Below are 21,640 nucleotides of genomic sequence, written 5' to 3' on the forward strand. Positions count from 1 at the left end.
ATTATTCAACCTTTAGGTCATTACTTGATGCATTGTCAGGCACACTTTTAGATACCTTGCTGGATGTGTTGTCGGCAGCGTTGTCAATCGTCTTGTCTGATTCCGTATCGAAATCAATACTGGATACAGTATTAGGTGCAAAGCTAGGTATATCGCTAGGTACATTTTTGGGTTTCGATTTTTTCTTTTTGACTTTCTTTGTAATGCGCACCTGAGCAGAGCTTAAACGCGTTTCAAAATCAATACGCAATACCAATCCCACAGCAATAGCGATCGTGATCAAACTCGAACCACCGTAACTAATCAAAGGTAAGGTCAAACCTTTAGTAGGTGCGACACCGGAAGCGGCACCAATATTAACTGCGGTTTGGAAAGCGAACCAAATTGCAATACCGATAGCAACGTAACCAGCAAAAACAAAGTTTTGTTGTAACGCTCTTCTACCAATCGAAAAAGCTTTATAAACGAGAATAAACTCAAGAATAATAACAATACTAACACCAATAAAACCTAACTCTTCCGCGAGAATAGCCATAATAAAGTCAGTATGTGCTTCAGGTAAATATTCAAGTTTTTGTACTGAGTTACCTAGCCCTTCACCAAACCAGCCGCCTCGCCCAAAAGCCATTAAAGACTGTGTTAACTGGTAACTTCGGCCAAATGGATCAGCCCAGGGATCTAAGAAACCAAAAACCCTTGCCATACGATAGGGTGAGGTAACAATCAATAGGATGATCACCGATAACAAGGCCACTGCGATCCCCACGAAAGAGATCATGCGCGCATTAGCAATGAATAACATACCCATCATGATCACTACGATCACCACGGTTGAACCTAGATCTGGTTGTAATAATAGTAACAACGCCAGTAACGCTAATATCGCCAAAGGTTTTATAAAGCCTTTGATAGTATCAATCACCTCTTTTTGCCGACGTAAAAGGTAGCTTGAAATAAACAACACCACAGACAGTTTTGCAAATTCAGAAGGTTGAATATTCAAGGGTCCAAAACGCAACCAACGTAAGGAACCATTCACTTCAGTACCAATTAATAACACTGAAAATAAAGCTAAAGTGGAAAGTAATAAGATCAAAGGCGTGTATTTATGCCAGCGTGTAATTGGGATCGAAACCACCGCAGCTAATATAAATAAGCATAAAATAATATAAATAAGGTGACGTTTTAAGAAACGAAATGGGTCATCGGAAAGTGCTATTCCTTCTGGCATAGAAGCAGAGGCGACAATCACTAAGCCAACGCCCATAAGTGTAAGCACTAACACCAATAAAGAACGATCATAAGCTTGCGGCTGCAGCGACGACTGAAAGGTTAGTGTTCTAAAGACAGATGCTAACTTATTACTAATAGCCCTAAACATAGCTAGATTTTTCCAGTAAGAGCGTTAACTAAATCAATAAAATGATCACCACGTGCCATGAAGTTTTTATACATATCTAAACTGGCGCAGGCAGGTGTCAAAATAGCTAAATCACCAGCTTCGGCCTGTTGATTAATATGTGAAATCGCTTGATCTAAATTTTCAACAATAATGGTTCGAGCATCCTGTTCTGCAATTAATGCAGCATCACGTCCGAAACAAACAATCTGCCCTTTTATTTCCTGTAATACCGATTTTAATTCAGAGAAATCAGCGCCTTTACCGTCACCACCTAAAATAACATGCACTTTACCTTGAATGGTATCAGACAAGCCTAATAGCGCTGCTTGGGTTGCACCAATATTAGTGGCTTTAGAATCATTGATCCAACGAACACCTTGCACTTCTTTAACAAACTCACAACGGTGTTTGAGTCCAGTATAGGTTTGTAATGTAGCTAACATACTCGTCATAGGTAAATCAACTTGTTGCCCTAAAGCGAGCGCAGCTAATGCATTCATCCAATTATGCTTACCACTCAATTTCAAAGCAGAACAAGCTAATAAAGGTTGTTGCTCAAGGCTTAAATAATGTTCATTTTTTTGAACCATTAAACCATAATGCTGTTGGTCAAAACCAAAGCTTAATTGAGGTTGTTTTTCAGTAAAGGTTAATGGGTCGTCACGGTTAATCAAAACCGATTGACTTTGTTGATAAATCTTATGTTTTGCATCGATATAAGCTTGGTAGCTTGGGTAACGGTCTAAATGATCTTCGCTGATGTTTAAAATAGTAGAGATATCAGCATTCAGAGACTCGGTCGTCTCTAATTGGAAGCTAGATAATTCTAAAATATAAAGTGCAACATCGGCGCTTAATAAATCTAAGGCTGGTACACCAATATTACCACCCACCCCAACATTAACGTTAGCATCAACAGCCATTTCACCAAGTAAGCTAGTCACCGTACTTTTGCCATTTGAGCCAGTAATGGTAACCAATTTTGCATGTTGATAAGGTGCTGTTTTTAATTCACGCGCAAATAACTCAATATCACCGATCACCTCCACACCCGACTTGATAGCGGCATCAATTGCTGGCGTCGCAATTGCAATGCCAGGACTAACCACTAAACAATCAAATTGACATAAAAGTTGCGTAGATAAAGGCCCGCTGATCAGCTTTGTTGTTGCGTCAAGTTGGTCTTTGCCAGGCGGAACTGCACGAGTGTCGAAGACAGTAACTACAATGTCTTTTTTACGGAAAAAATTGACACAAGAGAGGCCAGTTGCTCCCAAACCAATAATAGCAATACGCTTAGCAACCATATTAGCGAACCTTCAGCGTAACTAAGCCAATCAACACTAATACGATAGTAATGATCCAGAAACGAACAATTACACGTGGCTCTGGCCAGCCTTTTTTCTCGTAATGGTGGTGAATAGGTGCCATTCTAAAAATACGTTGCTTACGCATTTTATAAGAGCCCACCTGCAAAATCACCGAGACGGTTTCCAGTACAAAAATACCGCCCATGATCACTAATAAAAATTCTTGACGAACCAATACCGCAATCACACCAAGGATAGCTCCTAAGGCCAATGAACCCACATCGCCCATAAAGACTTGCGCAGGGTAAGTGTTAAACCATAAAAACCCTAAACCAGCACCGGCAATGGTACCGCAAATAATCACTAATTCACTTGCTTGTGGAATATACGGAATAAATAGGTAATGAGAGTAGTTAACATGGCTAGTTAAATACGCTATCAATGCAAAAGCAGACGCTACCATTACCGTTGGCATAATCGCTAGACCATCTAAGCCATCGGTTAAATTGACCGCATTACTACTACCCACTACGGTGAAATAAACCAATGGGATAAACAGTAAACCTAGGTACGGCATATATTCTTTGAAAAAAGGGACCACTAAAGTTAACTGTGCATCACCTTGTGCTGTCATATATAAAACGATACCTAAGGCTAGCGCAGCAACTGATTGCCAGAAATACTTCCAGCGTGCAATTAATCCATCGGGATGTTTACGTACCACTTTTAAGTAATCGTCCATAAAGCCAATCGCGCCAAAAGCAATGGTAGTGAACAGCACAATCCAAACATATAGATTATCTAATCTTGCCCACAACAAGGTACTTAATACGATCGCGGCTAAAATGAGTACACCACCCATGGTTGGTGTTCCAGCCTTACTGAAATGAGATTCGGGCCCATCATCACGTACAATTTGACCGATCTGCTGACTCTGTAAAAAACGGATCAATTTAGGGCCAGCCCACAATGAAAATGCAAGTGCAGTCAAAACAGCTAAAACCATTCTCACGGATAAGTATGTCAACACATTAAAAAAAGTGTAATGACTTGAAAGTAATTCCGCTAACCAGACTACCATTGTTAAATCCTATTTATATAAAGCTGTTGTACAGCTAATGTAGACGTCTTACGCAGTGGTTTGTTTAATAAAAGCAACGATCTCTTCCATTTTTGCACTACGCGACCCTTTTATAAGCATCACTATTTTAGATTCTTTATCACTTAAATAAGCACAGATAGCTTGTTTAAGTTGTTGTTTATCTGAGAAATGTTCTGCCACTGTTTTTTTCGCAGCCGCATTATACGCATGGGTTGCGAGTTGACTCAAATTTCCTACGGTAAATAATTGCTGAATGCCCTGTTGTTGAGCATATTCACCAATACTTTTATGTTCCTGTTCCGCAAATTCGCCTAGCTCTCCCATATCACCGCAAACCAACACTTGTTGCGCGTCATATTGCGTTAATAAATCAATACCCGCTTTAACCGACGCAGAGTTTGCATTATAAGTATCATCAATCACTGTTAAGCGATCTGAAACTACAGAGCAATTCACTCGACCAGCTACCTGTTGGACAGTTTCCAAGCCCTGTTTAATATCCTGTAAGGTGCATCCTAAGGCAATCGCCATGGTACTTGCTGCTAGTGCATTACTGACATTATGTAACCCAGGAAGGTTCAATTTTATGCGTATGTTTGGCAAACAATTGAGGTTATTTATTAATGTATTTGCAAGATTTAATGTAAAGCTCGCTTGCCCGAGTTGATTATGTGTAATGTCAGATGCAAATAGATCCGGTTCCGCTATGTTTTTTGCTCCATCTGTACTTTTAAGTTCAGCTGAAAAAGTAATAAAGCGTTGCTCTTGATTAGTTAAGTTTCGCACAAAATCTGCAGCAAAATCGGCATCTAAATTCACTACTGCAATACCAGATTTATTTAAGCTCGACCAAATTTCAGCCTTTGCAGTCGCCACACCTTGCAACGAGCCAAATCCTTCTAAATGCGCAGGCATTACATTGTTTACTAGTGCCACATCGGGTTCAACGAGTGCTGAGGTATAGGCGATTTCACCAATATGATTAGCCCCTAATTCAAGTACAGCAAATTGATGTTGTGCTTGTAATCTCAATAGCGTTAATGGCAAACCTATATCATTATTAAAATTACCGGCAGTCGCTAATACTTTGTCCGAGTTCCCATTATGTGCCGATAATATGGCACTCAATAATTCTTTACAGGTGGTTTTGCCGTTACTACCCGTTATCGCAGCACACTTAATGCCTTTTATTTGCTGCTTGATATAACGTCCTAATAAACCTAATGCAATTCTTGTATCTGCAACCATCACCACAATGCAATCATCAGCAAAAGTGAAGTTGTTGTTTTCACCGCAACTATTTTTAACCGAGTTTTTTTCAACCCTGTTTTTTTCAACCCAGCTCTTTTCAACTAATAGGACTGCGGCACCTTTATCAAGGGCGCTTTGTAGCATGTTATGCGCATCAAAAGTTGGGCCTTTTAATGCAATAAACAGGTCATTTTCACTGATGGTTCGAGTATCAGTACTTACATTATTAATCACAACAGAATTAATTTGCGCTAAAGTCAGATTATCTGATTTCTGATTATCTACATTAAGACTATTTAAATTAAGGCTATCTAAATTAAGCTGACCATCAGTCGCTTCACATAACTGTTCTACGGTGATCGGTATCATACGCTTTGTTCCTGCTGTTTATCTTTGTTCTCAATCAAGTCGCTCAAACACTCTCGATCGCTATAATGTACTTTTTTATCGCCAAAGATTTGATAATCTTCATGCCCTTTTCCAGCCATTAAAATAATATCGTTAGCTTGTGCTGATTGTAGTAAATGTAGAATGGCTTGTTTACGATCATGTATCACTAAGGCCAACTCAGGTTGAGTTAAGCCTTTTTTAATATCTTGAACAATTTGCAGGGCATCTTCACTACGTGGGTTGTCGTCAACAATTACCACTTGGTCTGCACCTTGCTCCGCCATTTTAGCCATTTCAGGTCGTTTGCCTTTATCACGATCACCACCACAGCCAAAGACAGCGATAATACGCCCCTTTTGTTTATGATTTTGCAACGCTTTTAAAGCATTCAGCAAAGCATCAGGTGTATGAGCATAATCAACCACAAACGTGACCTGTTGTTGCGCAAAAAAGTATTGCTCCATTCTTCCAGGCACAACCGTTAACTTAGCTATCACGTCTGCAATTTGTTTAATCGAAAAACCATCCGCCAGTAACGCACAACAGACTGCGGCAATGTTTGAAACATTAAAGTCACCATAAAACGGTGCATTGATAACACCATCACCCCAACTAGAGGCAAATTCAAAACTAATTCCCTGCGCGAGGTACTGTACTTTTTTAATGCTGAAGAAAGGTTGATTTGAAAAATATTGCTGCGCATTCACGCCATAAGCAATGGCCTTTGGAAATTCTTTTAACCAAGCTTGTCCTACTGCATCGTCGGCATTAATAATACGATGTTGCAGAGGGAACTCAGTAAATAATGTCTTCTTAGCGAGAGCATAAGCTTCTAACGTACCGTGATAATCAAGGTGATCGCGCGTTAAGTTAGTAAAAATAGCGGTTTCAAAAGGGATAGCAGCGACACGTCTTTGTACCAAACCATGTGAAGACACTTCCATGATTGTATGTTTGGCACCTTGGGATTGATAATGTTGCAATTCGCGGCAAACTGAAATGGCATCTAAAGTAGTATTTAAACTGCTTGTTAACTTTCCATATAAACCATTGCCGATAGTGCCCATTTGCGCACTTTTCTGATTCAACAACATATAGCTATTTGCTAGCAAACTAGCAATGGTGGTTTTACCGTTTGTACCGGTAATAGCGGTAACCGCATGTAGATTTTGTTGAGGAAAGTAAAAGCGCATAGCTAATTCACTAAGGTGTTTGCCTAGTTGATAAATCTCTATGACAGGCGTCGTTGCTTCAAAGCGGATGTGTCCATTGGCTGTTTTATCGGTAGTTTCAGCAAGCACCACTGCAGCACCAGCATTAATGGCATTATTGATAAACCTGCGGCCATCATTAATTGCCCCCTGCAAAGCAACAAATAAGTCACCTTGCTGAACTTCACGACTATCTAAGGTCATGCCAGATAAAGACTGAGTTAATGAAACAGTTAACCAAGGCGCTAGCAACCAAGTAATGTCGATATTATCTTGGTGTTGATTAAGCACACTTTTTACATTCTGTGCTGGCACCGGTTGCGTTTCTTTAACCATTATTTAGCCTCCAAATAGGTGTAACTTTGATCTCCACCATCGGGTAATACATGTGTTAATAATAAAGTACTTTTCATCACCGCAGAAAATACAGGTGCAGCCACATCGCCAGCATAGTAACGATCCCCCTGTGGTTCATTAATCATAACTGCAATAGCAAAACGTGGACGACTAGCCGGTGCTACTCCTGCAAAGACAGCAACATAATCATCGCCATAACCACCTGCTTCAGCTTTTCGAGAAGTCCCAGTTTTACCGGCTATACGGTAACCTTCAACTTTGGCTTTTTTTGCGGTACCGCCAGGTTCACTAACCCCTTCCATCATTGCAACGACTTCAAGCGCAATATTTTTAGGAATAACTTGTTCGCCTGGATATTCTGGACCTTTGATAATAGACAAAGGATATTGCATACCACCACTACCTAAGATGGCATAAGCTTTAGCAAGCTGTAGCGTTGTCGAGGTAATACCATATCCAAAGGACATAGTGGCTAATTCAAAATCAGACCAACGATGGCGAATAGGTAAACGCCCAACACTTTCACCAATCAAAGCAATACCAGTATCATTACCAAAACCAAAATCAGCAAAAGTTTGCTGCAATTGCTCTGGTTTTAAACGCAAGGCTAATTTACTTACCCCAATATTACTGGACTTTTTCAAAATTTTAGCCAAATCCATTTTTCCATAGTTGCGACCATCGCGAACGCGACGACCACCAATGGTCATCCAACCAGGGGAAGTATCAATCACTTCATCAACATCGGTTTTATGGTGTATCAATGCACTAGCAACCACTAAAGGTTTAACCGTTGAGCCTGGTTCAAAGGTATCAGTAATCGCTCGGTTACGTAATTTGTAAGCTTGGTATTGAGTACGATCGTTTGGATTAAATGAGGGGTAATTGGCCATCGCATAGATTTCACCGGTGTGAACATCTAACACCACAATAGAACCTGAAGTTGCGTTATTCATTTTAATTGAACGTTTCAATTCAGTATAAGCAACAGCTTGAATACGCTGATCAATAGTAAGCTGTAAATTGCCTGCTAACTTTTTCTCTTTAAGTACTTCAATATTATCAATAACATTACCTAAACGGTCTTTACGAACACGTTTTTTACCGGTTTGTCCTTGTAAGTAATCATTATAACTTTTTTCAATACCTTCAATACCTTGTGCATCTAAATCAGTTAACCCTAAGATATTGGCATTAATTTCACCGGTAGGATAAAAACGATGAGACTCTAATTGGCTAGCAATCCCCGACAGTTTTAACTGCTTAACATATTGCACCATAGGATCGTTAACTTGACGTTTTAAATAAGCAAAACGTGCCTTAGGTCGTTGAATTATTTTAGCAATGGCTTCACGTTCAATGCCTAATACCTCGGCTAACGCAGACCATTTTTTTGATTCATAAAAGTATTTTTTGGTATGTCGCTCTAACCCTGTTTTGGGATTGACAACAACACTATCAGCCCACTCTTCAAGGGTGAAAGCAAAATGTTTTTTGACCTCTTTAGGATCTACCCAAATGGCAAAGGCTGGTACACTGATCGCTAACTCTTCACCATTACGATCTTCAATATTACCTCGATGCACCACGGATTTAGTGACACGCAAACTACGTTTGTCAGCTTCATTGGTTAAGTACTCAGGTTCTAAGATCTGTATAAAGGCAAGGCGGGAAATTAAGGCTATTGCAATTAATGAAATAGTCACAGCAACAAAAACATATCTACCCGAGGAATAACTCAGGTAGATTTTTTTCTTTCTTGTTTGTGAGCTTCCCTTTGCCCTTGATGTCGTCCGTCTTTTATTCATCGAATTTCCACTAATACACTATTTTGTTTGGTTGGTTGCGACATTGATAACTGTTTGGTTGCAACTGAACGAATGCGACTATGTTCATCGAGTGTATGTTCTTCGATCAGCAAGTTTTTCCACTCGATCATTAAGTTATCTTTTTGTTGAGATAAGAATTCTTTTTTTGTCACTAATTCTCGTGTTTCATGAGTGATGTAAATATTATACAAAGCACTGATTAATATCACGATTCCTAGGATCACTAGGATCGCGTTTTGACGTAAGTCCGCTAATATCAGTAATAATAAATTTTCACGAGAAGCCACCATCTAGTTAACCTCTGGCTGTCTCAATTTGACAGCAACACGCAATACCGAGCTACGAGCGCGTGTGTTGACAGCAATTTCTTCAGCACTTGGTTTAATCGCTTTACCCACCGCTTTTACGTTTTTACCCACTTGCATTTGTGCGTCAGTTAAAGGCAAACCAGGCGGATACTCAGGCCCTTTTTCCTGCTTACGAATAAAGCGTTTTACAATACGATCTTCCAGAGAATGGAAACTGATCACCGAAAGTTGACCACCAATCGCCAAAATATCTAAAGCACCGTCTAATACCTTATGGATCTCTTCTAACTCACTATTGATATAAATACGAATGCCTTGGAAACTCCGCGTTGCAGGGTGTTTTTTCTTTTCACGCTTAGGACATAAACGCTCAATTAACTGTGCTAATTGCAACGTCCGAGTAAACGGAGTTTCTACTCGATCTGCGACAATCGCGCGTGCAATGCGGTAGGCAAACTTCTCTTCACCGAAGGTCTTTAAAGCCCAGCCAATATCATCAACATCTGCTTTTGCTAACCAATCTGCGGCACTAATGCCCGATGTCGGGTCCATGCGCATATCTAATGGTCCATCGCGCATAAAACTAAATCCGCGCTCTGCGTCATCAAGTTGTGGCGAAGAAACACCAAGATCCAATAACACACCGTCTATCTTACCGGCCAAGCCAAGGTCTTTAATATATTCAGCCAAACCTGAAAAAGGTCCATGAACAATTTGAAAACGACTATCTTCTTTTTGTAAAGCTTCTGCGGTAGCAATTGCACGCGGATCTCTATCGATCGCAATTAAACGGCCATTTGGCCCTAGTTTCGATAAGATATGTCGTGAATGTCCACCACGTCCAAATGTCCCATCGACATAAATCCCATCGGGTTTAATCGCTAGTCCATCAACGGCTTCATTTAATAATACAGTTATATGCTCACTCATCTAGAACGAGAACTCCTTGAGAGAATCACTTAATTCCATGCCTAATGACATGTCACTTTGTAGATCTTGCTGAACTTGTTGATGCCACACTTGCTCATCCCAAATTTCGAATTTATTTAATTGTCCGACTAACATTATTTTTTTATCTAGCTTTGCATGCTGGCGTAAGGTGGGCGCAATTAAAGTACGGCCATTTTTGTCTAACTCACATTCACTGGCATGGCCTAAAATTAATCGCTGTATACGTCTTTCCTGTGGGTTGGTACTTGATAAACCACGTAATTTATTTTCAATCAATAGCCACTCATGTAATGGATAAAGCAACAAACAGTTCTGCGTTTGAAAATCAATCGTGCACACAAACTGCCCCTGACAAGTGTCAGATAGCCAATCACGATACCGAGTAGGGATCGCTATACGTCCTTTTGTGTCGAGATTGATCGCATTTGCACCACGCAACATGACGGTTCAGTTCCATTGATTGATGGGTGAAAGATCCATTTTATAAGAAAAAGATCCACAAAACGACACTTTTTCCCACTTTTGGACACCCAGTCTAATATTCTGCGATATTATTGCAAGCAATGGATCTTTTAAAATGAGGATCACAATCACACTTTCCTCGGCTAGGTATTTTATTTATTTGTTATATCGGTTAATAAAAAAGTGAAATTATCCTCAAAAGGCGACCAATTAATAAGTTGCGTGATATACTCCGCCGCTTAATACAATTTAACCAATAAACTCGGAAGGAAATTCCTTTGCAAGACGAACAATTAAAAGCTTTTATCATCAATCAACTTGAAGACATGAAAGCAAAAGAAATCGTAACTATTGATGTTGCAGGTATCTCAGATGTCACTGACACTTTGATCATATGTACTGGTACTTCAAAACGCCACGTACGCTCAATTGCAGAACAAACTGCATTAGCAGCAAAAAACGCGGGTGAAGTGCCACTAGGCGTTGAAGGCCTTGAAGGTAGTGAGTGGGTATTAATTGATATGGGTACTGTGGTTGCACATGTAATGCAAGATGAAACTCGTCAATTTTATCAACTAGAAAAACTATGGACTGAAACAGCGTAATGAAAATTCAGCTAATTGCAGTGGGTACTAAAATGCCTGACTGGGTTGAAAAAGGTTACCTTGAATATGCACGGCGTTTCCCAAAAGAGATGCAACTTGAGTTATTAGAAATTAACGCAGGTAAACGTGGAAAAAACGCGGACATTAAGCGTATTTTGAAAAAAGAAGGTGAATTAACCTTAGAAGCGATTCCAAAAGGTAATAAAATTGTCACGTTAGAAGTGACAGGGAAATCGTGGACAACAGAACAATTAGCGAATGAAATGACTAAGTGGCAGCACGATGGGCGAAATATTAGCCTATTAATTGGCGGGCCTGAAGGTTTAGCACCGGAATGCATTCAACAGTCAGAGCAACGCTGGTCTCTTTCTGCATTAACCCTACCGCATCCATTAGTAAGAATCTTAGTTGCTGAAAGCTTATACCGAGCTTTCACGCTAACCATTAACCACCCTTATCACAGGGAATAAAGTTGAAGAGAAAGCGTAATAGCATACGTAACCACAGTGCTGAATCAGCCCTCTTTTTACGTAGAACTCTAGTTGTTTTCTTAGCAATACTGCTTGCAGTGGGTATTTTGATCTCCAATTTGTATTACCTACAAATTAACTCCTTCGATACTTACAAAACACGATCTAATGCCAACAGGATCAGTGTACAAACAGTGCCGCCCAATCGTGGTTTAATCTACGATCGCAACGGTGTTATTCTCGCTGAAAATAGACCTGTTTATAGTTTGCAAGTTATTGCCAATAAAACCAATAACTTAACAAAAGATATTGAACGGCTAACCAAACTTTTATCTTTAACAGATAGAGAATTAGTTAAATTTAAAAGCAAAAATCGTTATTCACGATCTTTTAAAGCGATCACTATTCGCGATCAGTTAACGCCTGAAGAAGTCGCACTATTTACCGTCAACCAACACCTCTTTAAAGGTTTTTCAATTCAAGCGAGCTTAAAACGTTATTATCCTTTTGGTAATGCATTCACACACGTTTTAGGTTACATAGCAAAAATTAATAGTCGAGATTTAGAAAAAATTGAACAACGCGGTGAACGCGCACGTTACCAAGGTACTCGCTACATCGGTAAATTAGGTATCGAACGTTATTACGAAGATATTTTGCACGGTCAGCCAGGACAACGCCAAGTAGAAGTGGATAGTTGGGGTAAAGTGATCCGCACCTTGCAATTTACAGCACCAACACCGGGTAAAGATATCACCCTTAATATTGATATTAATTTACAATTAAAAGCACAAGAGCTATTGGGTGATAACCGCGGTAGCATTGTATTAATGGAAGCAAAAACCGGTGCAATATTAAGTTTAGTATCGGCACCAAGTTACGATCCAAACTTATTTGTAACAGGGATCAGCCAGAAAAAATATCAATCTTTACTGTCCTCTCGAGATCGCCCATTAATAAACCGTGCGACTCAAGGCCGCTACCCTCCAGCTTCGACCATCAAACCACAAATGGCGTTATTAGCGTTAGATGAAAAAGTGATCACAGAAGAAACTAAAATAAAAGATCCTGGTTGGTGGATTGTACCTAACTCCAAACGCCGTTTTCGTGACTGGAAACGCTGGGGCCATGGTTTAGTGGATGTGTTCCACGCTATTGAACAAAGTTGTGATACCTTCTTTTATGATACTTCCTATAAGTTAGGGATTGACCGCATCGAGCCCTTTATGCGTTTATTTGGCTTTGGTGAGTACAGCGGCTTAGATATTGCAGAAGAAACAAAGGCAATTATGCCGTCACGTGATTGGAAACGAGGCCGCTTTAACCAACCTTGGTACGATGGGGACACCATCTCGATTGGTATTGGACAAGGTTACTGGACTGTTACACCTATTCAGTTAACAAAAGCAACGGCTATTCTGGCAAGACGTGGAGAAAATATTAAACCGCATGTATTACGCTCGATCACTGCTGCGGGAGAAACCTCAACGCCAGTGTACGAAACCGCACCGATCATCAAATTACACAGTAGCCGTTATTGGGATATTGCGTTAAAAGCCATGCAAGGCGTAACCAGTAAACGTTCTGGTACCGCTTATCGTGCTTTTGGTGATGCACCTTATACAGTTGCAGGTAAATCGGGTACAGCTCAGGTCATCAATATCAAAGAAGATGAAGTTTATGATGCCGATAAAATTAATGAACGTCACCGTGATAATGCGATGTTTGTTGCCTTTGCTCCCTTTGAATCACCTGAAGTTGTGGTCTCAGTTGTATTAGAAAATGCAGGTGGAGGCAGTAGTAATGCAGCACCTATCGCGCGTGAATTATTTGATGAATATTTTAAAAACATACATCCAATCGCACCTAAATCTGCACCGGATTCATAATTATGGTTAGCACCCAAGCTCAAAAAAGTATTTTTTATCGTTTGCATATCGACCCGTACCTATTGCTGGGTTTATTTGCACTAATGAGTATTAGCTTAACGGTATTATATTCAGTGGCCGGCTATGAAATGGTCTATCGTCAATTGGTCCGTCTCGCCATTGCTTTAACCGTGATGATTGTGATTGCACAAATACCACCGGAATGGTATCGACGCTGGACACCCGGTATATTTATTATTTGTGTGATGTTATTGATTGCCGTATTGGTAATAGGTCATACCGGAAAAGGCGCACAACGTTGGCTAGATTTAGGCTTTACTAAGTTTCAACCTTCGGAAATTATGAAACTGATCATGCCTTTAATGGTCGCCTATTATGTCAGCCAACACACCCTGCCAACACGTTTTACACAAGCCCTTGTTGCCCTTGTTATCGTTATTATTCCGACATTAATAATCGCTAAGCAACCGGATTTAGGTACTTCAATCTTAGTTGCCTCATCGGGTTTATTTGTACTGTTTTTATCGGGTATTTCTTGGTTATATATCGGTATTGCTTTGGCGGGGGTGATCGGGTTTATTCCTATTCTATGGTATTTTTTAATGCTTGATTATCAGCGCGGGCGAGTATTAACCCTACTTAATCCAGAAGCGGATCCCTTAGGTGCCGGTTACCATATTATCCAATCTAAAATTGCCATCGGTTCAGGCGGACAATGGGGAAAAGGTTGGCTAGAAGGCACACAATCGCAACTAGAGTTTTTACCGGAACGACATACAGACTTTATCTTCTCAGTATTTTCAGAAGAGTTTGGCTTTATGGGGGTGTTGTTATTACTGAGTATTTACATTTTGATTATTGGTCGTGGCCTGTGGATTGCTAATCAAGCGCAAGATGCCTTTACCAAACTGATCGCAGGCAGTATCATCCTGACCTTTTTTGTTTATATCTTTGTGAATATTGGTATGGTGAGCGGATTATTACCTGTGGTAGGTGTTCCACTTCCAGTGATCAGCTTTGGCGGGACGTCGATTGTTACCCTACTGGCAGGATTTGGCATTCTAATGTCTATTCACACTCATAAACGCTTTAATATAAAACGGTGACCCCACAATGAAGAATTTAATCCTATTCAGCTTAACCTGTATTTTGTTAAGTGCCTGTAGTAGTGAGCAAAAACGCTATCAATATAGTGATGATCATGCGCCTACGGCTATTCCACCATTAGCACATATAGAAGATGTGAATCCTCGCTATGAGCCACAATCTCGAGGTGGTAACAAAGACTATCGCGTACGTGGTATCGACTACAAAGTATGGCGTGATATTACCGAGCTAACGGAAACTGGCGGTGCTTCTTGGTACGGTAATAAGTTTCATGGTCACCTCACTTCCAATGGTGAACGTTATAACATGTTTGCAATGAGTGCAGCGCACAAAAACCTGCCTTTACCAAGTTACGTGCAAGTCACTAACTTAGCGAATAAAAAACAAATTATTGTGCGAGTGAATGACCGTGGTCCTTTCCATAAAGGGCGTATTATTGACCTGTCCTACGCGGCGGCTAAAAAACTAGATATTATTCAGGCAGGTACAGGACAAGTTGAAATTAAATTAATCCACTTTTCTGAAGATGAAAGTACTAGCTTATTAGACAAACAACAAAATGAGAGTATCTACGGTACCTTTACCATTCAATATTTAGTGACATCAAGTGCAGCAAAGGCAACTCAACTATCCAACGCATTAAAAACTAAACATAACGTAGCGACTTTTTTTGAACAAAAAAATAACCTCTATTATCTACGTATAGGTCCTTTAAGCAGTGAAGCAAAAACAGAAGCTTTATTAAAAACTATTCAAAAAGACTACCCTAAAGCTTACATTATTCATCAAGAGCCTTAATATTAACAAATACTTATTAACTGCTTTTTGACAGAGCAGACTTTTAAGATAATATGCCTTTTTAAGATGGCGTCGCTTTTCTAAAATCAGGAAAGCTTGCTCAGAAAATAAAAATGCCGCGTTGAATGGATTATATTCAACGCGGCATTTTACTTTTATAACAGTTACTTTTATAACACTTACTTTTATGACAATTAGTTTTATTACTTTATTTTACTGTAATTCCAAAAAAGCTTAGCTATTTAAGTCAATACTTCAAGTATTTCCTAAACACATTCGCAACGTTATTGTCCTATTATTTAAGTTTAAATTTATTGATAATAGCCACTAACTGTAGATTTGATTCAGTTAAATGATGGGTGCTATTGACCGTCTCTTTACCATTAACACTGAGTGTATCGACCATACCTTGAATCGCCGTCATATTACGATTAATTTCTTCACTCACAGAACTCTGCTCTTCTGCAGACGTTGCTATTTGCCCTACTAAGTCATTAATATTAAGTACAGCTTCAGTCACTAAATCAAGCGAAGAAGAGACTTTAGAAGTTGTCGTTGCAGTACTGAGGCAACTTTGTTTAGTTGAGTCCATACTAACTACGGCAGCTTCAGAACCAACACTTAACTTTTCTAGCATAGTATTAATTTCTATCGTGCTTTGTCTTGTTCTCGCGGCAAGTGCCCTTACTTCATCGGCCACCACGGCAAAACCACGACCATGTTCTCCGGCTCTTGCGGCTTCTATCGCGGCATTTAATGCAAGTAGATTAGTTTGCTGTGCAATTTCACCAATCACATTCAAAACACTACTAATTTGAGCACTGTCTTCACTCATTGATATAATTGTCTTGCCGGTATCTTCAACCTCATCGACTAAATCCGTGACACTCTGAACAGCTTGTTGTACCGCTACTTTAGATTGTTCTGCTTCGCTATTGGTCGCCTCTGTCTGTTTCGCGGCATTAGCTGCACTTTCTGCCACTGCATCAGCTGTCGCACTCATTTCATGAATAGAAGTCACCGCCATTTCCATCTCTTCGCTATGCGATTGCAATAAGCGATGGCTCGACTTGGTCAAGTCTTCTAAGGTATTTATCTGATTGTTAATGTTGACACTAGAGTGAGAAACATCGAGCATCATAAGCTGTAGGTTTTCTATGAATTTATTAATACCATCAGCAATCTTACCTAAATCATCACTTGTTTCCACCTTCAGGCGATGTGTTAAATCACCACTGCCATTAGCTAAGTCTGTGATCACATTTCTTAATGTCACAACAGGACGGAAGGCAATATTTAGAGCTAAGACACTAAGTGGAATAATCACGGCAGCAGCGATTAATAACGCGATAGTAATGGAATTATTGAGGTTATCGGTATTACCTTGTATATAACTATTATCGATGTAACCGGTCAGCGACCATTCGTTACCTTCAATGCTAAAGGTATTGCTAATAGGCGTTAAATCACCCTCTATTTTGTTAGAGAATAAAACAGTGCCCACAGAGTCTTTTAATTCAACGTAACTACCATCTACGGCAGACATTTCAAAAAGACGACGTATTTTTGTAAGGTCAATGACAAAAATATCACCGGCATCATCAGCTTCTTTTTTAGTAATATTGATGTAAGGGATCTGATTTTCAAAATAGACATTACTGATTGATAATGGATCTTTTGCATTAGCAATTTGTGCGATATATTTTTCGTTGTTTGACGGCTCATCAATACTGCCTTGTTTATCAAATACCGACCCATACTTATATTTTATAATATTGCTAAAACCAGTGGAGTCGACCGCCTTTTGTATTTCCGTAAAACTAAAATTACTATTACGAGCAAGTTTTACATTATTTTCAAAATCATTAATCAACTGATCTTTAACGAGATTAAGCTGAGCTTGAATATTCTGGGTGTCATTTTTATAAATGTATTCTTTAATATAATAATTTGCACTTAAGAATGAAATCATTACTGAAATCGTAATGATGGCAACAACTAATGTTAATATTTTTGCTTTGAATGGAATTTTCTTAAAACTATTTTGCATGTAATTACTCGCTTGCTTTTAGTTAATTGCTTATTTACTGACTTATGTAGCTCAACTGTTTCGATATGCTCAGACTTATTCGTTTAATGCCTAGCTTGGGCAGCATCAAAATCCGCTGCAAATAAATCTAAATAAACGGATTTGATATTAAAAGTAGTGCAAACATATTCAATTGATAAATTAATAAGATGGGTTCACAACTCACGACTAGATTGATTGTAGTAACTTTTTAATTAAAAGCTTGGTTACATTTAATTAACATCTACAAATGCAGAGAAGATCACAAAAAAAGCAATCTTACTTATTGTTTTAAAAGGATAAAAACATTAACCTATAATTTTTAATCAAATAAAAGACAACTATTTATAAGTCGAATTTATTGCTTTACGCAGGTTATTTAAACACATCTTAAATTTTTACAATTTTATTTGAACAATCATTCAAATAAGCCTTGATAAGCATTAAACCATCCCCATTACTTAACTATGGTTACAACAAATAATTTTGTTTAACACAATTAATTACAACGATTAGTAACAACAACTAATTACAATAAGGGAACATATAATGGCTATTGATTTACTTTCACCGTTTAAATTAAACGACACGATCACGCTAAGTAATAGAGTATTAATGGCACCACTGACCCGTTGTATGGCAGATGATGATTTAGTCCCTACACAGGATATGGTTGATTATTATGCACGTCGAGCTGATGCTGGCTTAATTATTAGTGAAGCGACTATTATTCGCCCCGATGCACAAGGCTACCCTAATACGCCTGGATTATTTACCCAGCAACAAATTCAAGGTTGGAAAAAAGTAACCGATGCAGTACATAAAAATGGCGGAAAAATGTTTGCTCAGATATGGCATGTTGGTCGTGTCGCACATCCACACTTTTTCGATGGTGAAGTATTAGCCCCTTCTGCGATTGCAGTTGAAGGCTCTGTTCCGCGCATGCGTGAGTTAACTTATATCACGCCTAAAGCAGCGACGATTGAAGATATTCAAGGCTTAATAGCTGATTATGCAAAAGCGGCTGAGAATGCAATAGAAGCGGGTTTTGATGGTGTAGAAATACATGGTGCAAATGGCTATTTGATCGACCAATTTTTACATTATGCAGCCAATACACGTGACGATGAATACGGTCAAACACCTGAAAATATGTCTCGCTTTGCACTACAAGTAGTTGATGCTGTGATCGCAGCAATTGGTAACGATCGTACTGCATTACGTTTAACGCCCGGTGCGTACTTTAATATGAGCGAAGATAATCGCGATCAAGCTATTTTTGATTACTTATTAGCGCAACTTGAGAGTAGAAACTTAGCTTACTTACACGGTGGCATTTTTGATGATAGTACACGTTTTGACTCATTACAGGGTAAAACAACGTCTGAATATTTACGTGCAGGTTACTCAAAGGGTACTTTAGTCGGTGTAGGAAGTTACAGCTTTGAAAGTGCAAAAGAGGCTATTAATGACGATAAGTTTGACCTAATTGCAATTGGTCGTCCGTTTATTGCTAATCCAGATTACATTAGCAAAATGATTCATGGTGAAGAGACCCTTGCTTATAGCGATGAAATGCTAACAGAATTAAAATAATAGCAGATCTGGTTTTGTTCTATGTAACGGGTATGTATATACCCTATAAAACCAAGCTTAAAATAAAGGCAATAAATAAAGACAACCTGGATTAATTTCGGTTGTCTTTTTTATTGAATATTTTTATGTTCAATATCTAATAACTTCGCAAGCAGTTAAAGAAAGAGTAAATTATTACTTGTGATAAGGTCCTTTAAACAGTGAAAAGAGGCATAGGCGCTTTTAGAAAAGTTACAAAATAAATATCCTAGCGATTTTGCTGTACGACAAAAAACGCTAGGGGACAATCTCTAAATTAAGCGGCACTAGCCTCTAATTCTGTCATTTTACGGTCTTTTGCTATCAAACTATAACCAACAATAACAAATACCCCTTGGCATGCCATGACTGCACTCATGGCTATTACACCATACTCACTGAACAGTGACACCATTGCGCTAGCTAGTACACACAACATCATCTGCAAAAAGTTTAATAAGCCAGATGCTGATGCACTGTTACTTTTGAAAGATACCAATGCACTATTTGCTACAATCGGATAAATTGCACCGTTGGCTGCTGCCATAAAACACATCGGAATTAGCAAGGGAACAATACTATTACCTGTGCCTACCACCGCAACTGCAAAAGTTGCAATCACACTTAAAATGAACGTTTTCAGTAACAATGGCAGTATTTGCTCAGTGTTATAGCGATTTAGTAATGTCCGACAAGTATATCCACCAATGATAAAAGCGATAGTTTGCGGTACATAACTCAAACCAATATCAGTACCTGAATAACCCATTGCACTCATTGCAAAAGGAGACCCGGTTAACCATGCAAAAAAGGCTGCTGAACAAGCCGCATAAATGATCATATTACCGCTGAATTTTTTTGATTTTAAAATACTAACATACTGTTTTAAAATCGAGATTGAAGGTTGATCAGTTACCTTTTGCTGAGTAACGTTATTACTGCTAAAATCGATTAAACTACTTCGGATCGCCCAAACAACACCAATTAAAAGTAAACAATAAAAAATGCTCTGCCAGCCAAATTGAACTTCAAGTAAACCGCCTAATAATGGTGCTAATGCAGGAGACAATGCGACTAACGGCATAACTGTAGCAAAAATGTGCTGAGAAGTTTTATCATCATATTTTTCGATAACAAAAGATTGCCAAATAACTGTCGCCCCCGCAGCACCTAAAGATTGTATAAAACGCCCTACTAATAATTGTTCTACATTACCCGATATTGCACAGATAACTGTACCAATACTAAAAATAGCTAAGCTAGAAATAAGCACTTTTTTTTGACCAAGTCGTTCGCTTAATGGCCCATAAATAAGCTGACCTATCGCCATACCTAACAGGAAGATACTTAATGACCAACCGATCATCTGATTTGTTGTTGCTAAATTTTGGCGTAATACATCAAAAGCCGGGAGGTACATATCAGTTGCAAGGAAACCTAGCATGCTCAATCCAGATAACCAAATATAAGGAATTTTAACCTGTTGTTTAATCATTTAAGTGCTCTATATAATAAATTTGCGACAGTATATTCTTGTACAAAACGAGATTAAAACGGTATATTTTAACCTTTACCATCAAAAAAGTTGACGTGTATGTTTTCTCACCATGATTTGATTGTTATCGATACAGTTGCCCGCCGCGGAAGCTTCTCTGGTGCCGCGGAAGAGTTGCATAAAGTGCCCAGTGCAATCAGCTACACGGTGAAATTAATTGAAAATAAATTAGACGTATTGCTGTTTAAGCGCCTACACCGAAAAGTACAGCTCACTCCTGCGGGTGAGTATTTTGTCTCACAAACACGTTTGCTACTTAAACAGATGTCGGAAGTGAAAGTACAAACACAGCGAGTTGCTAATGGCTGGCAAAGTAGTGTTTCTATAGCACTAGACAATGTTGTAAGGGAGGCGTCGGTAAATCAACTGGTTGCAGATTTTTATCAGCAATTCCCAGATATTGAATTATTACTTACCATGGAAGTGTTTAATGGTGTTTGGGATGCATTGGTTGATGGCCGTGCTGATATCGCCATTGGTGCAACTTCTGCAGTGCCGATTGATGGCGGTGTGGCTTACCGGAGTATGGGGGAGTTATCATGGGACTTTGTCGTCAGTAAAAATCACCCTTTAGCAAAGCAAAACGAAGCGTTGACCGAACAACAACTAATTACCTATCCAAGTATCTGTTTAGAAGACACTTCGCGCATATTGCCAAAACGTACCACCTGGCTACTCAATAACCAACGTCGGTTAGTAGTGCCTAACTGGCATAGTGCAGAACAGATTTTTATCGCAGGATTAGGAGTTGGATTAATGCCTACGCATCGTGCAACGCAATTAATCAAACAAGGACTATTAGTAAAGAAAACATTAGCTTTTGGTGCTCAAGATAATAGCCCTTGTTGTTTAGCGTGGCGTGATGGTGTTCTACCACCGGCAATAAAGTGGTTATTAAACTATTTAGGAGATAGTGAAAAATTACATCAACAATGGTTGGCATAAACATAAAAACAGCTGT

The 21,640-nt window shown here is 39.1% G+C and carries 18 protein-coding genes; 7 read left to right on the forward strand and 11 right to left on the reverse strand.

The genetic code is table 11. The features are described 5' to 3' along the window. Window position 1 precedes the first annotated feature (1 nt). The 9 genes from ftsW to mraZ are packed head-to-tail and all read right to left on the reverse strand — an operon-like array spanning window position 2 to window position 10,552. The gene (gene ftsW, locus MT390_RS12560; RefSeq protein WP_499441461.1) at window positions 2-1,381 is read right to left on the reverse strand and encodes a putative lipid II flippase FtsW; all 1,380 of its coding nucleotides are present in this window, start codon (window positions 1,379-1,381) and stop codon (window positions 2-4) included. 2 nt (window positions 1,382-1,383) lie between these two features. Beyond that, complete coding sequence (gene murD / locus MT390_RS12565; protein WP_499441462.1) at window positions 1,384-2,709, reverse strand: UDP-N-acetylmuramoyl-L-alanine--D-glutamate ligase; 1,326 nt, start codon at window positions 2,707-2,709, stop codon at window positions 1,384-1,386. Window position 2,710: 1 nt separating this feature from the next. Continuing rightward, window positions 2,711-3,793, reverse strand: coding sequence for a phospho-N-acetylmuramoyl-pentapeptide-transferase (mraY, locus tag MT390_RS12570; protein ID WP_299664008.1), 1,083 nt, complete (start codon window positions 3,791-3,793; stop codon window positions 2,711-2,713). 48 nt (window positions 3,794-3,841) lie between these two features. Further along, entirely contained in the window at window positions 3,842-5,434 is a 1,593-nt protein-coding gene (locus MT390_RS12575) for a UDP-N-acetylmuramoyl-tripeptide--D-alanyl-D-alanine ligase (protein ID WP_499441463.1), read from the reverse strand. Next, on the reverse strand, window positions 5,431-7,002 hold the full coding sequence (murE, locus tag MT390_RS12580; protein ID WP_499441464.1) for a UDP-N-acetylmuramoyl-L-alanyl-D-glutamate--2,6-diaminopimelate ligase: 1,572 nt from the start codon (window positions 7,000-7,002) through the stop codon (window positions 5,431-5,433). Before murE ends, MT390_RS12575 begins: the two co-directional genes overlap by 4 nt. Further along, window positions 7,002-8,831 (reverse strand): peptidoglycan D,D-transpeptidase FtsI family protein, encoded by a 1,830-nt coding sequence (locus MT390_RS12585; protein WP_166369738.1) that lies wholly within the window; start codon window positions 8,829-8,831, stop codon window positions 7,002-7,004. The genes murE and MT390_RS12585 overlap by 1 nt, the downstream gene beginning before the upstream one ends. After that, window positions 8,828-9,142, reverse strand: coding sequence for a cell division protein FtsL (gene ftsL / locus MT390_RS12590; RefSeq protein ID WP_028869773.1), 315 nt, complete (start codon window positions 9,140-9,142; stop codon window positions 8,828-8,830). The genes MT390_RS12585 and ftsL overlap by 4 nt, the downstream gene beginning before the upstream one ends. Then, window positions 9,143-10,090, reverse strand: a complete 948-nt coding sequence (gene rsmH / locus MT390_RS12595; protein ID WP_166369736.1) for a 16S rRNA (cytosine(1402)-N(4))-methyltransferase RsmH — start codon at window positions 10,088-10,090, stop codon at window positions 9,143-9,145. Continuing rightward, window positions 10,091-10,552 carry a division/cell wall cluster transcriptional repressor MraZ gene (gene mraZ / locus MT390_RS12600; protein WP_028869771.1) on the reverse strand — a complete coding sequence of 154 codons (462 nt, stop codon included), beginning with the start codon at window positions 10,550-10,552 and terminating at the stop codon, window positions 10,091-10,093. Between the two features lie 299 nt (window positions 10,553-10,851). Here mraZ and rsfS point away from each other — a divergent pair, with 299 nt between their 5' ends. From rsfS to MT390_RS12625, 5 genes are read left to right on the forward strand one after another with little or no spacing between them, the layout of a single operon-like run. Next, complete coding sequence (gene rsfS, locus MT390_RS12605) at window positions 10,852-11,178, forward strand: ribosome silencing factor (protein WP_137297296.1); 327 nt, start codon at window positions 10,852-10,854, stop codon at window positions 11,176-11,178. Next, window positions 11,178-11,648, forward strand: coding sequence for a 23S rRNA (pseudouridine(1915)-N(3))-methyltransferase RlmH (rlmH, locus tag MT390_RS12610; RefSeq protein ID WP_028869769.1), 471 nt, complete (start codon window positions 11,178-11,180; stop codon window positions 11,646-11,648). Before rsfS ends, rlmH begins: the two co-directional genes overlap by 1 nt. A gap of 2 nt (window positions 11,649-11,650) precedes the next feature. Further along, complete coding sequence (gene mrdA, locus MT390_RS12615) at window positions 11,651-13,537, forward strand: penicillin-binding protein 2 (protein WP_499441465.1); 1,887 nt, start codon at window positions 11,651-11,653, stop codon at window positions 13,535-13,537. Between the two features lie 2 nt (window positions 13,538-13,539). Continuing rightward, complete coding sequence (gene rodA, locus MT390_RS12620; RefSeq protein WP_499441466.1) at window positions 13,540-14,643, forward strand: rod shape-determining protein RodA; 1,104 nt, start codon at window positions 13,540-13,542, stop codon at window positions 14,641-14,643. A gap of 7 nt (window positions 14,644-14,650) precedes the next feature. Further along, the gene (locus MT390_RS12625; protein WP_166369730.1) at window positions 14,651-15,442 is read left to right on the forward strand and encodes a septal ring lytic transglycosylase RlpA family protein; all 792 of its coding nucleotides are present in this window, start codon (window positions 14,651-14,653) and stop codon (window positions 15,440-15,442) included. 295 nt (window positions 15,443-15,737) lie between these two features. Here the strand turns inward: MT390_RS12625 and MT390_RS12630 are convergent, their stop codons facing one another. After that, window positions 15,738-17,492 (reverse strand): methyl-accepting chemotaxis protein, encoded by a 1,755-nt coding sequence (locus MT390_RS12630; protein WP_499441467.1) that lies wholly within the window; start codon window positions 17,490-17,492, stop codon window positions 15,738-15,740. Between the two features lie 567 nt (window positions 17,493-18,059). Here MT390_RS12630 and MT390_RS12635 point away from each other — a divergent pair. Then, on the forward strand, window positions 18,060-19,106 hold the full coding sequence (locus MT390_RS12635) for an alkene reductase (protein ID WP_499441469.1): 1,047 nt from the start codon (window positions 18,060-18,062) through the stop codon (window positions 19,104-19,106). Between the two features lie 295 nt (window positions 19,107-19,401). On the opposite strand, the gene punC is transcribed toward MT390_RS12635, so the two are convergent. Then, complete coding sequence (punC, locus tag MT390_RS12640) at window positions 19,402-20,619, reverse strand: purine nucleoside transporter PunC (RefSeq protein ID WP_499441470.1); 1,218 nt, start codon at window positions 20,617-20,619, stop codon at window positions 19,402-19,404. Between the two features lie 99 nt (window positions 20,620-20,718). Between punC and punR the strand changes: the two genes are divergently transcribed. Then, window positions 20,719-21,624 (forward strand): DNA-binding transcriptional activator PunR, encoded by a 906-nt coding sequence (punR, locus tag MT390_RS12645; protein WP_499441471.1) that lies wholly within the window; start codon window positions 20,719-20,721, stop codon window positions 21,622-21,624. Window positions 21,625-21,640 lie beyond the last annotated feature (16 nt).

Origin of the sequence: Vibrio sp. 2-Bac 85, from assembly GCF_037546705.1 — a bacterium.
Lineage (GTDB): Bacteria > Pseudomonadota > Gammaproteobacteria > Enterobacterales > Psychromonadaceae > Psychromonas.

Excerpts from the sequence above, each read along its gene's own strand:
- rodA (WP_499441466.1), top strand. The coding sequence starts at position 13,540 with ATGGTTAGCACCCAAGCTCAAAAAAGTATTTTTTATCGTTTGCATATC.
- MT390_RS12635 (WP_499441469.1), top strand. The coding sequence starts at position 18,060 with ATGGCTATTGATTTACTTTCACCGTTTAAATTAAACGACACGATCACG.
- MT390_RS12625 (WP_166369730.1), top strand. The coding sequence starts at position 14,651 with ATGAAGAATTTAATCCTATTCAGCTTAACCTGTATTTTGTTAAGTGCC.
- punC (WP_499441470.1), bottom strand. The coding sequence starts at position 20,619 with ATGATTAAACAACAGGTTAAAATTCCTTATATTTGGTTATCTGGATTG.
- ftsW (WP_499441461.1), bottom strand. The coding sequence starts at position 1,381 with ATGTTTAGGGCTATTAGTAATAAGTTAGCATCTGTCTTTAGAACACTA.
- MT390_RS12630 (WP_499441467.1), bottom strand. The coding sequence starts at position 17,492 with ATGCAAAATAGTTTTAAGAAAATTCCATTCAAAGCAAAAATATTAACA.
- mraY (WP_299664008.1), bottom strand. The coding sequence starts at position 3,793 with ATGGTAGTCTGGTTAGCGGAATTACTTTCAAGTCATTACACTTTTTTT.
- murD (WP_499441462.1), bottom strand. The coding sequence starts at position 2,709 with ATGGTTGCTAAGCGTATTGCTATTATTGGTTTGGGAGCAACTGGCCTC.
- mraZ (WP_028869771.1), bottom strand. The coding sequence starts at position 10,552 with ATGTTGCGTGGTGCAAATGCGATCAATCTCGACACAAAAGGACGTATA.
- punR (WP_499441471.1), top strand. The coding sequence starts at position 20,719 with ATGTTTTCTCACCATGATTTGATTGTTATCGATACAGTTGCCCGCCGC.
- rsmH (WP_166369736.1), bottom strand. The coding sequence starts at position 10,090 with ATGAGTGAGCATATAACTGTATTATTAAATGAAGCCGTTGATGGACTA.
- MT390_RS12575 (WP_499441463.1), bottom strand. The coding sequence starts at position 5,434 with ATGATACCGATCACCGTAGAACAGTTATGTGAAGCGACTGATGGTCAG.
- ftsL (WP_028869773.1), bottom strand. The coding sequence starts at position 9,142 with ATGGTGGCTTCTCGTGAAAATTTATTATTACTGATATTAGCGGACTTA.
- rlmH (WP_028869769.1), top strand. The coding sequence starts at position 11,178 with ATGAAAATTCAGCTAATTGCAGTGGGTACTAAAATGCCTGACTGGGTT.
- murE (WP_499441464.1), bottom strand. The coding sequence starts at position 7,002 with ATGGTTAAAGAAACGCAACCGGTGCCAGCACAGAATGTAAAAAGTGTG.
- MT390_RS12585 (WP_166369738.1), bottom strand. The coding sequence starts at position 8,831 with ATGAATAAAAGACGGACGACATCAAGGGCAAAGGGAAGCTCACAAACA.